The organism is Candidatus Oscillochloris fontis (assembly GCF_004138135.1).
Classification (GTDB): domain Bacteria; phylum Chloroflexota; class Chloroflexia; order Chloroflexales; family Chloroflexaceae; genus Oscillochloris; species Oscillochloris fontis.
Genome location: NZ_RYFD01000049.1, coordinates 14,357 through 28,605, shown reverse-complemented (window position 1 = coordinate 28,605; position 14,249 = coordinate 14,357). Strand labels below are relative to the sequence as shown.

Sequence of the window (14,249 nt, the reverse complement as noted above, 5' to 3'; positions counted from 1 at the left end):
ATCCCGGCGAGGCCACTGATACTGGCGGCGTCGCCGCGCTGCAAGGCCGCGCTGAGGGTGGCGATCTCCGCGCTGCGCCCCACAAAGTCGCGTACCGGGGCGCGCAGTTGGTGCAGACTGAAGAGGCCCGGCTGCGGGGCTGGGGCGTGGTGGTGGTGAACCTCCATGTTGCCCTTGACCACATTACCGATGCGTATATCCCCGGTCTGCATGTGATTACCGAATTGTACGAGGGGGGAATCAGGGTGTTCGGGTTGGGTGTTCATGGGCTATGTGTACCCCATGTGCATGGGTGGTGGAGACGCAAGATATTGCGCCGTATGGTACATCATGGGATGGGTGGGGCGCAATAGGGTGGGGAACCCCGATTTTTAACCGCCGAGGACGCGGAGGGGCGCAGAGGATATGTTCTTGGGTCTCCCCCTCTGCGTTCCGCTGTGTCCTCTGCGGTATACCCCACCCGACCCGATTTTTCACCGCCGAGGACGCGGAGGTGCGCAGAGGATGTGTTCTTGGGTCTCCCCCTCTGCGTTCCTCTGCGTCCTCGGCGGTATGCCCCAAAGAGGAATGGCTACCCCGCCACCGGCAACCGAATCCGGAACGTCGCCCCCTGGCCAGGGATCGAGCGCACCGCCATCTCGCCGTGGTGCTGCTCGATGATGTTGTAGGTCATCGCCAGGCTCAGCCCGGTGCCCTTGATGCGCGTGGTGTAGAACGGCTCAAAGATCTTGTGCAGATCCTGGGTCGGAATGCCCGGCCCGGTATCACTGATCTCCACCACCACCACTGGCCCCTGCATCGGTGTGGAGATGCGCCGCCCCACCGCTACTGTGAAGAGATCCGCGTCGGGTTCCTCCTGCTCCGCTGAGAGGTAGGCGCGTACCCGCAGTTCGCCGCCTTCGTTCATCGCCTCAATCGCGTTGAAGATCAGGCTCAAACAGACCTGCCGCATATGGCTGCCCACCGCCAGCACATGCGGCAGGTCGGGGTCAATCTCGCGGATCAACTCGATCTGCTGGGTGTGCAGTTGCGTACTCGTCAGGCTGAGAACCCCATCAAGGATCTCGCTCAAATCAACCGGGCGCATCCCCTCCCGCGATGGGCGGTGGAAATCGAGGATGCGCTGCACGATGCTGATCAGATGATCAATCTCCTCGCGGGTCATTTCGAGGTAGCGTTGGCGCTTCTCTTCCGATAACGGGCGATTGAGCAGTAGGTGAACCGAGTTGTTGATCGCCTGGAGCGGATTGTTGATCTCGTGCGCCATCGAGGCCGAGAGCCGCCCTAAGGCCGCCAGTTTCTCGGTTTGTAGCAGTTGGTTGGTGATACGCTGGCGCTCGCTAATATCCCGTGCCATCACCAGCAAGAGCTGTTGCCCCGCATACGGCACCACACTCACACTCACCGCCACCTGCGTCGGCTGCGAATCGCGGGTCTGGAGGATCGTCTCAATCTCCTGGGTTTCGCCGGGGCCGTGGCCGTTAGAGCTACCATTACGGGCGATGCGCAGGAGTGAACCAATATCAGGCAGCAGATCGAAGGGTTGTAGACTGAGCAGTTCATCGCGGCTATATCCGCTCAGTTGCTCTAGCGCCAGGTTGCCCTCTAGGATTGATTTCGCCTGCGCATCGAGCAGTAGTACCGCATCATTGGCATGCTGGAGCAGCGTGCGGTAGCGCGCTTCGGAATTGGCCACCTGGGTGTAGAGGCGCGCATTGGTGATTGCCGTCGCCGCCTGACCAGCCAGCAGCAGCAGTAGATCCTGATCCGCCACACTAAACGAGGTTCCAGAGAGCACCTTCGAGGCATTCAGCACCCCCAGCACCTGATCCCCGGCTAACACCGGTACCGCCAGCGACGAGGTCATCTGATCTTCGAGAAAGACCCCGCGTACATCGGCGTGGGGCGGGGAGACATCGCCGTTCGCGTCAATACACAACGACATCCGGTTCTGGACGACCCAGCCCGCCAGCCCCCGCTTGTTTGAGACACGATGCCCGACCGTCACGCCCGATGGCAACCCCGAACATGCCACAATCCGCAGGTGGGTACCATCTTCTTCCAGCAGCATGAGCGAGGCGCGATCAGCGTGCAGTTCACTGCGCACCGTCTCGATAATCAGATCTTGCAGCCGCGAGAGGTCAAGCTCAGCCAGCAACCGCCCGGCTACTTGCAGCAGCGGGCGTAAGGTGGCGACCCGTTCACGCGCCCGCGTATCGCGCTGTTTGGTGATAATCTCCAGCGCCACATCGCGCAACTCAACCGGATCAAAGGGCTTGACCAACAGCCCCTCGACACCCAACCGCATCATCCGGGCGATCTCCGGTATCGTCATGCTCCGACTCAACAACAGTACTGGCATCGAGGCATCAATCGCTCGGATTTGACTGAGATGGCTGATGCCCACCGGCTGGGGGTCATCAATACTGAGCAACACCAGATCGAACATCTCTGCACTCAGGCGTGCCAAAGGGTTGGCACTCGTGGGGGCGCTGAAGACTGCAAACCCCACTGCTCCAAGCGTCTGGGCGCAGAGATCGCATATGCCCTGATCATCATCAATGACCAGGACTCGACCGGCATACTCTGTCATAAGTTCATCATCTGGTGGGGTTCGGGGGCAACAAGCCGCCCCCGAAGATCTTTCTTGGGTGAGTGAGCTTCCGAGAAGCTTACAGCTTCTCGGAAGCTTAGGGACAGGCATTACGGATGGAATCGCCGTTCCAACTCGCGCCAAACATCCTCAGCCGCCACACCCTGGTTCTCCAACAGTACCAAGCTGTGGTAGATCAGGTCGGCCATCTCGTAGGTCACTTCAGCGGGCGAGTTATTCTTCGCCCCGATGATCACCTCGGCGGCCTCTTCACCAATCTTCTTGCCGATCCGATCCACCCCACCGAGGAGCAATTTGGCGGTGTAGGAGGTTTCATCCTGCTGTATCCCGCGCTGGTGAATGAGATCGCCCAGCCGGGCCAGAATTGATCCGGGGATCGCCGGATTGGTCAGCGTCTCGCCTTCCAGATCGCGGAAGAAGCAACTGCGCGCCCCGGTATGGCAGGTTGGCCCAGCGGGTTCAGCTAACACCAGCAGCGCATCACCATCACAATCCTGGCGCAGTGCCACCAAGCGCAGGATATTGCCACTGGTCGCGCCCTTCTGCCACAGCTCCTGGCGCGAACGACTCCAGAAGGTGACCAAGCCACTCTCGGTGGTGAGGCGTAGCGCCTCGGCGTTCATATAGCCCAGCATCAGTACCTCGCCGCTGCGGGCGTGCTGCACAATCGCTGGGATGAGGCCATGAGTATCGTAGTTCATAAGAATTCACCATGCACGACGATCACCGCGATCACCGTGCATGGTGCAATAGATGAGGGCTTAGTGTCGGAAGTGTCGCCGCCCAGTAAACACCATCGCCGCCCCGGCCTTATCGGACGCCTCGATCACCTCGGCATCGCGCACTGAACCGCCCGGCTGGATGACTGCCGTTGCTCCGACCGCAAATGCCGCCTCGACCCCATCGGCAAAGGGGAAGAGCGCATCCGAGGCGACCACCGAGCAGGTCAGCGAGAGTCCGGCGTTCTGCGCCTTCCAGACCGCCAAGCGCGAGCTATCCACGCGGCTCATCTGCCCGGCCCCGATCCCCAGTGTGCGGTCGGCTGCCGCATAGACTATCGCATTCGACTTGACATGCTTGACCACCCGCCACGCAAAGCGCAGCGCCTGCCACTCGGACGGGGAGGGGACACGTTGCGTGACCACCTTAGATTCCTCTTCCGTGAGCGGGGTATGATCGGCGATCTGGGCCAACACGCCCCCCGGCACACTGCGCAGGGTCAGTTCACCCACCCGTGCGACCGGGCGTAGCGACTTGAGCAGGCGGCGGTTCTTCTTCTTGCGCAGCAGTTCGAGCGCTTCGGGGGCAAAATCGGGGCTGATCACAATCTCCGAGAAGATCTCATCAATCGCCTGCGCCAAGGCCAGATCAATCGGGCGGTTGGTCACGATGATCCCGCCGTAAGGTGCCTCGCGGTCGGTGGCGAAGGCATGTTCCCACGCCGTGAGCAGATCGGGGCCAGTACCGACCCCACACGGGTTGGTATGCTTGATGATCGCCACCGCCGCCGACTCACTCGCCGGGAACTCCTCGATCAACTCTTGGGCCGCGCCGGTATCAAGAATATTATTGTAGGAGAGCTCTTTGCCGTGGAGTTGCTCAAAGAGGCTGTGGAAATCGCCATACAGCGCCGCTGGCTGATGCGGATTTTCGCCATAGCGCAGCGACTGCGCCTGCGACCATGCTAGGGGCAAGGTCTGTGGCAGCGGATCAGCGGCCAGATAGCCCGCAATCGCCGCATCATAGGCCGCCGTATGCGCGAAGGTCTTCGCGGCAAGGCCACGACGCAGATCGGCAGCAATATGCCCATTGCGCAACCCATGAAGCACATCGGCATAATCTGCGGGATCAACCAGCGAGAGCACAGCGGGGAAATTCTTCGCCGCCGCGCGCAGCAGCGCCACACCACCAATATCAATCTGCTCTTGAGCCGCTTCGAGCGTCACATCCGGACGTGCCACCGTCTCGCGGAAGGGGTAGAGATTCACCACCACAATATCAATTGGCAGCAGGCCATACTCATCCAACTGCGCCATATGCGCCGGCAGATCGCGGCGCGCCAGCAGACCGGCGTGAATACCGGGATGCAGCGTCTTCACGCGGCCATCGAGGATCTCCGGGAAGCCAGTGAGATCACTCACTGCGCGTGCCTCAATCCCCGCCTCGGCCAACAGACGTTTCGTATTCCCGGTTGAGACGATCTCGACCCCAAGGGCGGCTAGGTCGCGGGCAAAATCAACCACCCCAGCCTTATTGTAGACACTGATCAATGCGCGCACAGCAACTCCCTATCGCTGAACAACAAAGAACCCCGCCCGAAAGCGACGGGCGGAGTCGCAGCCGACGTATTGTACCACACCCATTTCGGTGGGGGATCTAGCCCATAACCTCGCGCATACGTTGGCGCATCTCGGCTGACCCCTGTTGGGCTCGTTCTTGGCCGACCTGATAGGTCGCCCCGGCCTCAAAATAGGCTACCACCGCCAAGAGTTGTTCTTTGGTTGCGCGGCCCACTTCGCTGATCCCCGCCTGTTTATAGGCTTGCTGGAGCATCGCATTGGCACTTACCCCCAATAGACCGGAGGCAATCCGTTCAAATTCGGGTGCCAGCGCTTCGCCGGGCGGGATCTCACGATTCTCAATCAGGCCATTTTGGAGCAACTGGGCAATAATTTCGCAGGTACGGAACTCACCGAGACCACTGCGCTGCGCAATCTGCCCAATCGTATTTTTGCCATTCACCATGGTGAGAATCCGCCACTCCTCGGCTTCGAGATTAATCTCATTACTTCCGGTGGTGGGATTTGGCACCAGACGCGGCACCAAGTTGAGCGAAGGGACGTGCTCATGGATCTTGGCCCACTCATCCTGGCGCATGACCCCTTCCATGATGATCACCTCATTACTGATGGTGATGGTGGGTTGGGTAAGTACCCGATCCTCAAGGAAGCGGAACGGCCCCGACGAGAAGGTGAAGAACGTATAGATCGCATCAAGAGGCGCATAACCGGGCAGTTCAGCACCGATGATCTTTCCATCGCGGAAATAGAGCCAGCCATCAAACTGCTGACCACTCCGTATACCGTGGATAGACACCCCGCCAGTCTTCTTACCCAGATCGACGAGCTGAATGATGTCGGTCAGTGGAAATTCGCTCAGATCACCTTCAAGGGACATAATCTCACCGTAGGCAACAGGCAGAAGGTAAAAGGCAACGTCCGCACCGATGACCCATTGCCTCTTACCGCCTAAAGCTTGCTAATCACCACGCGGCTGATGGCGCGTAGTGTCTCGAAGACACCCGGCCCCTTGGTAGCCACTGCCTCAATCCGTGGCCAATTCATTTTGGTGACACCCAGGAAGTGATCCATCGTTTGCACCGAGGCCACCACATCCTTCGGGAGATCACGCTTGTTATATTGGAGCACGATAGGGAACTCGGCAAACTTCTTATTCTGACGGGTAATATTCTGGGCCAACTCACGCAGGCTATTCACATTCTCCTGCATTTTATTCTTATTTGAGTCAGCCACAAAGACCACCCCATCCGCCCCGTTGAGCACCGCCACGCGGGTGCGCTCATAGAGTACTTGGCCCGGTACGGTATAGAGGTGGAAACGTGTTTGGAACCCGCGCACCTTCCCCAGATCCAAGGGAAGGAAGTCGAAGAAGAGCGTGCGTTCAGTTTCCGTCGCGATCGAGAGCAAATCACCCTTTACGTCTTTTGGCACCTGGCTATGGATATATTGCAAGTTCGTCGTCTTCCCACACATACCTGGGCCGTAGTAGACGATCTTGCAATGGATCTCACGCGCCGCAACATTGATCAGAGCCATAGATCCTCTCGCATGCCTGTCTATACAAAAGCGTCCAGCGGCCAGTTCTCAGCCTGCTCCGAATTCTTTCTAGATCCGGCTGATTCTTGATCCGATGACTGACGCCTGACAGTTTAGTCGCGGAACAGTAGATCGATCGTATCTTCCATCGAGGTGCGGAACGACGAGCCAAGAACCTCATCACGGGCCTTATGCTGCTGTCGCACCCGATCAAGTACCGAGGCGAGTTCATCCGTCGCCTTCTTGGTGAGCACCTTGACGAGACCAATGTGGGTGCCCTTGTTGAAGATAATGCAGAGGATCCACTGCTCTTCGATCATCGCGATGAAGATGTTCTCGCGGACACCCTGCTGGAATGAGGCGCGAAAGTCCCGCTCGCGCAGGAGCTTGGCCACCTCGCGTGATGAGGCGAACACACCGGCGATCAACGCGCCGAGTGCGGTAATGTCCTGACGATCACCATCGCCCTTTGAGGAGATTACCTGACCGCTTTTATCGAGTAGAAGCGCGTAGTCACTCCCGGTATCTTCCACAAGACGACCGAGACATTCCTCGATCTGGGTGATCTCTTCGGTGGGAACAATGATGCTTGTCAGTTGTGGATCCATCGATACCTACCTTACGCGTGATCAGCTCGGGGAGCATGCGGCCGCACGTTGTTTGAATTATAGCATATAGCTAGGACGGATCAGATCTCCTGCAAGGCGTTTCCGAGTTCTGCGCGATGTTTGGCAGCAAGGAAACGCACATAGCCGAGTTCATCTCGTGAATCTACCAGCAGCAGGAGCATAGCCTCCTCCCCGATGGGTTCGAGGATCACCAACCCTTGCTCATACTCCAGTACGGTTTGGATGGCTCCACCTTTGTCAATCTCGCGTCCTAAAGATTCAGCCATGGCTAACCCGTTTGAGGCGACAGCACAAATCGCATCAACATCAGTCTCATCTTGGGCGGAACTCTCGATCAGTAGGCCGTCTGTCGCCACAATGGCTGCCAGTTCGACGCTCCCAACCGAACGAAAACGACTCAGCAGTTCCCGTAGCTTACTGCTCATACAGCGGGCTCCTTCGGCGGGCACCTTCCCACAGCGGCGCCAGGCTTCTCCATTATACACGAGAGCCGAATCTTGTGGCGACGATCTTTGCCCATGCCTTTAGGGCATGGGCAAAGTCGTTGGGGCTGTGCCCCAAATCCCAATTTTTGGTGGTGTGTGGCGGCATAACCGCCACACACCACCAAAAAAAGATCTTCGGGGGCGGCGCAGCCGCCCCCAAACCTCCACCGCAGGTGACTTTGCTCATCGTGATACAAATCATGCATTGAAGTGGATCAAGAATCAACACTATTGGCGCGTTCACGCTCTTTTGGTGGTCGCCCAGTACGAATGTTCCGTAATGAGTGGATCGTGGCCGCAATCGCTCGATCCGCCCATCCGTAGATGGTAGGACGACTCTTCTGAAGATCATCAGCGATCTGTGTGACGTTCGTCCGGTATTCTGGGTCGAAGGTGGCTAGGTTGATCCGGGCGGAGGCGATGATCTGTTGGATCTCTTCATGGGTCAGGCTGTGCTCACGAACTAGTTTCCTGGCTCGTTTGCTGCTTAAATCCAGATCCATACCCTGCTCCTTACCGCCACCGGTGGTGCTGTGATGCTTGATTCGTGATACGTGTACCGTAGTTACTTCAGGTATCAGGAATCAATGAAGTGTAAGTCTTTATTATCATAGCACGCTGTCGGTAAAATGTCTAGACTAGGTGTAAATAGTTCTAGGGTAATGGGCGGCGTAGCCGCCACCGTCCCCCCACCAGAGGCGAGTCTTTGGGGCTACGCCTCAAACCTCAATATGTGTGGGTGTTTGGCGACGCAGTCGCCAAACACCCACACATAGAGATTATTCGGGTTGATGTAACCCGAATGCCCTGATCGTTTGCGTATAAGCCTTAACAGGTTGATGACGGATTATCGTTGCAAAGTGTAAAAGATTGCTCTGCCGCCCTGGCCGATACGACTATGCTACAATAGGCGCGTGGAGGCTATTGCTATGCTCGAAGCGTATGACCACCGCCTACGTCAGCGTGAATATCTGCTCCAGATTAGCCGGGCGATTACGGCGCAGCTTGATCTCGCTAGCCTGCTGAATCTGGTGATTACCTATGCTGTCGAGATGCTCGCCGGGACTTCGGGCCTGATTGCGATCTACGATGAGGAGGGCGATGATTTGCTGCGTATCCGCGCCTCGTCGCAGCTCCCGCGTGAATTCTGGCCCGCCTTTGCGCCGCTCTTAGCCCTGCCGCTCGCCGATCTGCCGCGTCGAGGTGTGGCGGTTTTGCGTGAGGTGACGAGCGATACTGGCCTCAATCTGCGCCAGATGATCGCGTTGCCCCTCGCGCTGCGGCAGTCGGCGGTGGGGGTGATCTACGTCTTTCGCGCTGCGCTGAATGTTGATTTCTCGACCAATGATCGTCAGTTGCTGCAAGATTTCGCCGACCAAGCTGCGATTGCGGTCTCCAATGCGCGTCTCTACCAGGGGGTCTTGCGCGAGAAGCAACGCCTCGATGCGATGATTGAGCAGAGTGCCGATGGTGCGTTGATTATTGATAGCCGTTGGCGGATTACGACCTTCAATAAGGCGATGGAGCAACTGACTGGCTGGAGCCGTGAAGAGGCGATTGGTCGCCCATGTGCGGAAATTTTGGCCATCCAGAGCGCCCAAGGCGAAAATATCTGCCTCACCGCTTGCCCACTCCAGCAGCGTCCACCGCTCGAAAATCCGCTGGTTGAGGGCCAGATTACCAGCCGTGATGGCCGCGAGATCTTTGTCCAGAGCCGCTATGCCGCGCAGTATGGCCCCGGTGGGAGTTTCCTCGGTGCGATTGCCAATGTGCGCGATGTTACCGCTCAGCGCCGTGAGGCTGAGTTGCAGAATACGTTCATCTCGGTCATCTCCCACGAATTGAAGACGCCAGTAAGTATCATCAAGGGCTATGCCAGCACGCTGGCACGTACCGATGCGACCTTTTCGCCCGATGTTCTGCGCGAGGGTCTGACGGTGATTGAGGAGGAGGCCGACCGCCTTGCCCGCCAGATTCAGGATCTACTCGATGTCTCGCGCCTTGCGGCCGGTGGTGCCCGCCTCGACCGCTGTGATTTTGCCTTCTCCAGCCTTGTCGCCGATGTGGTGCGTAGTTTTGCCGCCCAGGTCGAGGGCCATTTTGAGTTTGAACTGCGCCTCGCTGATGATATGCCGCCAATCCACGGGGATTATGAACGCTTGCGCCAGGTGCTCAGTAATCTGATCTCCAATGCGATTAAGTATAGCCCCGAAGGGGGGACGATCCGTATCGGTGCTCGCGCTGAGGGCGAACGGGCGCTGATCTATGTCGCCGACCAGGGGATTGGCATTGCACCCGAAGAACACGAGCAGATCTTCCAGCGCTTCTACCGCGTGGATAATCGCTTGCGCCGCCAGACCCAGGGCAGTGGTCTGGGCCTCTATCTGGCGCGGGCGGTTGTTGAGGCCCACGGTGGCCGGATTTGGGTCGAGAGCCAGTTGGGGCGCGGGGCGCGCTTCCTCTTTACCTTGCCGCTGGGCCGCCGTCAGTTGACGGATCATGAGATTTGACGTATTCTACCCCTATACCCCTGGGGGGTACATAATACATGTGTGTAGGGGCGAAGCATCGCCCCCATGTCGTCTGGGGAACACGAACTGGGTTAGCGGGCGATGCTTCGCCCCTATAGAATATATGGAGAAACCTACACTATGCACAGCCAAGTTGTGATTATCGGCTCCGGCCCGGCTGGTCTGACGGCGGCCCTCTATGCGGCGCGTGCGAGCCTCGAACCACTGGTCGTGCGCGGTCTTCAGCCCGGTGGCTTGATTGCGACCACCAGTGAGGTTGAGAATTATCCGGGGTTTGTTGAGGGGATTGGCGGGTTTGAACTTGCTGACAATATCGAGAAGCAGGCGGCGCGTTTTGGGGCGCAGTATAAGGACGCCCTGATTACCAAGATTGATGCGACTCAGCGCCCCTTTGTGCTCACTACCGATGGCGATGAGACGATTACCGCCGATGCACTGATTATCTCGACCGGGGCTTCGCCACGTAAGTTGGGGGTGCCCGGTGAGGAGCGTCTGGCCAATCGGGGGGTGAGCTACTGTGCCACCTGCGATGGCTTCTTCTTCCGGGGTAAGAAGGTGGTGGTGGTTGGCGGCGGCAATAGTGCCCTCGATGAGGGGCTCTTCCTCACCCGCTATGTGGATGAGTTGATCATTATTCATCGCCGCGATTCGCTACGTGCCGATCTGGTGCTCCAAGATCGCGTCTTCTCTAACCCTAAGATCCGCTTTATCTGGGATAGCACGGTTGAGGAGATCGTGGGTGAGGAGAAGGTGACCGCTGTCCGGGTTAAGAACCTTAAAACCGGGGCTACTGAGGAGGTCGCGGTTGATGGGGTCTTCCCCTATATTGGTCATATCCCCAACTCTAGCCTCTTCCAGGGGATCGTCAATCTCGATTCCGATGGCTACATCCTGACCGATGGCCGTACCCGTACTAGTGTACCAGGTATCTTTGCCGCTGGCGATGTGGTGGATCATGTTTATCGTCAGGCCATTACCTCTGCTGCGCAGGGTTGCCAAGCCGGTATGGAGGCGGCTTGGTACTTGGCAGAGCAGGAGCATGTCGCCAAAAAGTTGGCGGAAGCTGGTAACTGTTCACACTTGGGGTAAAGGAAGCTTCTGATTGACGCCAAGGCGCAAAGACGCAAAGGTTTTGTTGCAGGCTTTGCGCCTTGGCGTCTTTGCGTCAAAACCGGAATGCTAGGAGAACTGTGAACAGTTACGGAAGCTGTGTAAAGCTAAGTTCTCGTGCTATAATCGGCACGTTATGCGCCGATTATGGCTTGATATACTCATTCTGATATTGCTCTGCGCAACCGCGCCGCTCTGGCTTGCGTTGGCCTATACTGGTCAGCGCAGTGTTGCATTTGATGCCGATCCGCTCTCGGCCATGTTGCCCTCCTCCGGTTTGCATGATCTGGAGCAACTCTCCGACCGTCCCGGTACCTTTCGCTGGACGAACGGTGCTGCTCAGTTGTACCCACCCAATCCGGGTGGCCCGATCCTTCTACGCCTTAGCCTTGCTACTGGCTTGGAGCAGCAGACCCCGGTGATTCTCCACACCGATACGTTGCGTCAATCCTTCACCGTCATTCCTGGTCTGCGCCGCTACCACCTGCTGCTCCCCGCCCACTCCACCGAGCGCCTTACGATCAGCATCGAGTCACCTACTCATGCCATTGCGCGCCGCACCTTGGGAATCGTCTACCACCAGATGCTGCTGGATGGTGGTGGTGCGGTTCCGGGGCGGCTCAACCTCGTCTTTATCGTCGCCACGCTCTCGCTCTACCTGCTCTTGCGGCGCGCTGATGTGGCTCCATGGATGGCCTTTGGCCTGACTCTCGTGCTTCAGATGCTCCTGGCAGGTTGGCAGTCTGCGGGCCTCTGGCGCTATGCTATGCTCACCCCCTTGCTGCTCGCCGCGAGTGGGGCCGCGCTGGCCGCGCTGCTGATCGAACGTCTCTGGCCGCTGTTGCCCGCACCTTCGTTGCCCCAACGACAGCTCTCGGCTATGCCGCGTCGCCCGCTCATATTGCTCTTGCTCTTGGCGGTTGCGGTCTGTCTGCCCTGGTTGAATGCCCCTGACCCGGTCGGTGATCTGGAACTGGTCTCCCGCCGTATGGGCTTTATGTATGAGTTTGGTGGCCTGAGTCAGGCGTTTACCTATGGTGGCGACCTGATGCCCTTCTGGCTCTATACGTTGCGCTTCTTGGGGCCGTTTGTTGATCTCCTCGGCGGCACCTTCTACGATCCGGTATCCTCAATCACCCATACGCTGATCAAGGTGCCTAGCATCCTCGCGCTGCTCGCTACGGTGGCACTCCTCTACTGGTGGGGTTATCAGCAGACGGGGCCACGCCGTGCGTTGTTGATCGCGGGCCTCTATCTCATCATCCCACCAGTCTGGATGAATGCCGCTTGGTGGGGCCAGGTTGATGTGCTTATCTCGCTACCAATGCTGATGACGCTGGTCTTCTTTGATGATGGCCGTGGGCGTTGGAGTTGGATCTTGTGGGCCGTTGCGGTGATGATCAAAGTCCACGCGATTATTCTGGCTCCCCTGCTCTATGTCCTGACTCTGCGCCGCTATGGCCCGCGTGGCCTGCTTGAGGGGGCCGCACTTGCGAGCGGGGTGATTGCGCTCTTCTGTCTACCCTTTGTGCTCGCTGGCGAAGGGCCGGGGCTGTATCAGGCGATTGCCGGTTCGGTGGGCCGCTTTCCGCTCGCAACCCACCGTGCCTATAACCTCTGGTGGATCGTGGTTGATGGCCAGAATGTCCTCGATCTAGTGCAGGTAGCTGGGCTGACGTATCGTAGCATCGGGTTTATCTTGATCGGCCTCGTGACGGCGCTGGCATGTCTGGCGCTTCTGCGCCAACCAGGGCGGGCTTCGCGGGCGGCAGTGGCGGCAATGCTGGCCCTGGCCTTCTTTACCCTGCCGACCCAGATCCACGAACGTTACTCGTTCTTTGCGATGCCGCTCTTGTTGCTCTGCGCTGCCACCGATCTGCGCGCCTTGATACCCTTTGCGCTCATTACACTGACTGCGACGATCAATCTCTTTGGCGCTATTCCGGCCTTCTCGCCGCCCCTCGCCCAATGGATTGTCACGACTGGACTTACGACGTTTGCGGCATGGCTTAATCTGGCTACGCTGTTCGGTCTGCTGATCTTTATGTGGTTGGATCGGCGTGAAGCGCCTGACACCACCTCCTCTTCTTCTGCATGACCACCGAAATACCCGATAGTACACATCTGCTGGAACAGGGACGAGCCGCGATCCAGGCAGGTGACCGTGCCCGCGCACGGGCGTTGCTGATGGCGGCGGTACGGGCCAATCCGCAGAGTGCTGCCGCATGGTTGTGGCTCTCTGGGGTGTTGGATACTCCCGCGCAGCAGCGTGAGTGTCTGCAACGCGCACTGGCACTGGAGCCGGATAATCTGCTGGCGCAACGTGGTTTGGCCGCGCTACAGCGGGCAGAAGAAGTTGCCCCGCCTTTGCCCGCGACCAGACCTGGGAGCGAGGGCGTCTCGCCCTCGACTGTCACAACACGGGCGGAACGTCCACCTCCGCAACCCGATTGGGTGCAGGGACAAGCACAACCACAGGGTTATGTGCCGCTGCCCACCCCGGCGATCTCGCTCTTGCTCCTCATTCTGGGTGGCACCGGCATGGTGCTGACGTGGGCCGCGCTGCGCCGGATTGGTGCCGAGATTGCGCGCTGGGCGATTCTCGCGCTGGCTCTGGTTGCCGGGCCAGTCTTGGCGCTGGTTGGTCTATTATTTTTCGGCGTGCTGTTGCGCATGGCCGGTCGCTCCCTGGGCGGCCAGGGCAATAGCAGCCGGGTTCAGGCCGGTTTGGCGCTGGCCGCAGCGCCCCAGGTGGCGAGCCTGATCCTCTGGCTTATGCAGTTGATCCTCATTCCGGTGGCCAGTTTTGGAGGAGGAACTGCCCCGCGCATACAGATCGTGGCCGCTCTGGTGTGTGGGGTTCTGCATGTCTTTTTTGCCCTTGCCAGTGGGTATTTCGCGGTGGCCGGGGTGGCCTCGGCCCACCGCATCACCATGGCGCGTGCGGCGGCGACATGGCTGCTGGCGGTGGTCTTTGTTGTCACTACGCTGGCGACGATCTTTGTCAGTTCGGCAACCCTGATTGCGTTGCGTGGGGGGTAATT

13 protein-coding genes are annotated in these 14,249 nt (G+C 58.7%); 4 read left to right on the top strand and 9 right to left on the bottom strand.

Annotated features, from left to right (window positions below; genetic code table 11):
* From EKD03_RS15410 to EKD03_RS15370, 9 genes are all read right to left on the bottom strand, one after another.
* A partial coding sequence (locus EKD03_RS15410; RefSeq protein WP_153188298.1) for a hypothetical protein occupies positions 1-266 on the bottom strand: 266 nt, incomplete at its 3' end.
* Between the two features lie 305 nt (positions 267-571).
* Positions 572-2,593: a hybrid sensor histidine kinase/response regulator gene (locus EKD03_RS15405; protein WP_129632817.1), complete on the bottom strand. Its 2,022-nt coding sequence runs from the start codon at positions 2,591-2,593 to the stop codon at positions 572-574.
* A 110-nt stretch (positions 2,594-2,703) separates the two neighbouring features.
* Positions 2,704-3,315, bottom strand: coding sequence for a bifunctional phosphoribosyl-AMP cyclohydrolase/phosphoribosyl-ATP diphosphatase HisIE (gene hisIE, locus EKD03_RS15400; RefSeq protein WP_129632814.1), 612 nt, complete (start codon positions 3,313-3,315; stop codon positions 2,704-2,706).
* Between the two features lie 60 nt (positions 3,316-3,375).
* The gene (purH, locus tag EKD03_RS15395) at positions 3,376-4,893 is read right to left on the bottom strand and encodes a bifunctional phosphoribosylaminoimidazolecarboxamide formyltransferase/IMP cyclohydrolase (RefSeq protein WP_129632811.1); all 1,518 of its coding nucleotides are present in this window, start codon (positions 4,891-4,893) and stop codon (positions 3,376-3,378) included.
* 97 nt (positions 4,894-4,990) lie between these two features.
* Positions 4,991-5,791: a DUF4388 domain-containing protein gene (locus EKD03_RS15390; RefSeq protein WP_129632808.1), complete on the bottom strand. Its 801-nt coding sequence runs from the start codon at positions 5,789-5,791 to the stop codon at positions 4,991-4,993.
* A 71-nt stretch (positions 5,792-5,862) separates the two neighbouring features.
* Complete coding sequence (locus EKD03_RS15385) at positions 5,863-6,450, bottom strand: GTP-binding protein (protein ID WP_006560774.1); 588 nt, start codon at positions 6,448-6,450, stop codon at positions 5,863-5,865.
* Positions 6,451-6,563: 113 nt separating this feature from the next.
* The gene (locus tag EKD03_RS15380; RefSeq protein WP_006560773.1) at positions 6,564-7,058 is read right to left on the bottom strand and encodes a roadblock/LC7 domain-containing protein; all 495 of its coding nucleotides are present in this window, start codon (positions 7,056-7,058) and stop codon (positions 6,564-6,566) included.
* Between the two features lie 80 nt (positions 7,059-7,138).
* Positions 7,139-7,504 (bottom strand): roadblock/LC7 domain-containing protein, encoded by a 366-nt coding sequence (locus EKD03_RS15375; protein ID WP_129632805.1) that lies wholly within the window; start codon positions 7,502-7,504, stop codon positions 7,139-7,141.
* 275 nt (positions 7,505-7,779) lie between these two features.
* Positions 7,780-8,067, bottom strand: coding sequence for a hypothetical protein (locus tag EKD03_RS15370; protein WP_129632802.1), 288 nt, complete (start codon positions 8,065-8,067; stop codon positions 7,780-7,782).
* A gap of 426 nt (positions 8,068-8,493) precedes the next feature.
* Here EKD03_RS15370 and EKD03_RS15365 point away from each other — a divergent pair, with 426 nt between their 5' ends.
* From EKD03_RS15365 to EKD03_RS15350, 4 genes are all read left to right on the top strand, one after another.
* Positions 8,494-10,074 carry an ATP-binding protein gene (locus EKD03_RS15365; RefSeq protein ID WP_129632799.1) on the top strand — a complete coding sequence of 527 codons (1,581 nt, stop codon included), beginning with the start codon at positions 8,494-8,496 and terminating at the stop codon, positions 10,072-10,074.
* 141 nt (positions 10,075-10,215) lie between these two features.
* Complete coding sequence (gene trxB / locus EKD03_RS15360) at positions 10,216-11,184, top strand: thioredoxin-disulfide reductase (RefSeq protein WP_129632796.1); 969 nt, start codon at positions 10,216-10,218, stop codon at positions 11,182-11,184.
* A gap of 157 nt (positions 11,185-11,341) precedes the next feature.
* Positions 11,342-13,303 carry a glycosyltransferase 87 family protein gene (locus EKD03_RS15355; protein WP_129632793.1) on the top strand — a complete coding sequence of 654 codons (1,962 nt, stop codon included), beginning with the start codon at positions 11,342-11,344 and terminating at the stop codon, positions 13,301-13,303.
* The gene (locus EKD03_RS15350) at positions 13,300-14,247 is read left to right on the top strand and encodes a YIP1 family protein (RefSeq protein ID WP_129632790.1); all 948 of its coding nucleotides are present in this window, start codon (positions 13,300-13,302) and stop codon (positions 14,245-14,247) included. The genes EKD03_RS15355 and EKD03_RS15350 overlap by 4 nt, the downstream gene beginning before the upstream one ends.
* Positions 14,248-14,249 lie beyond the last annotated feature (2 nt).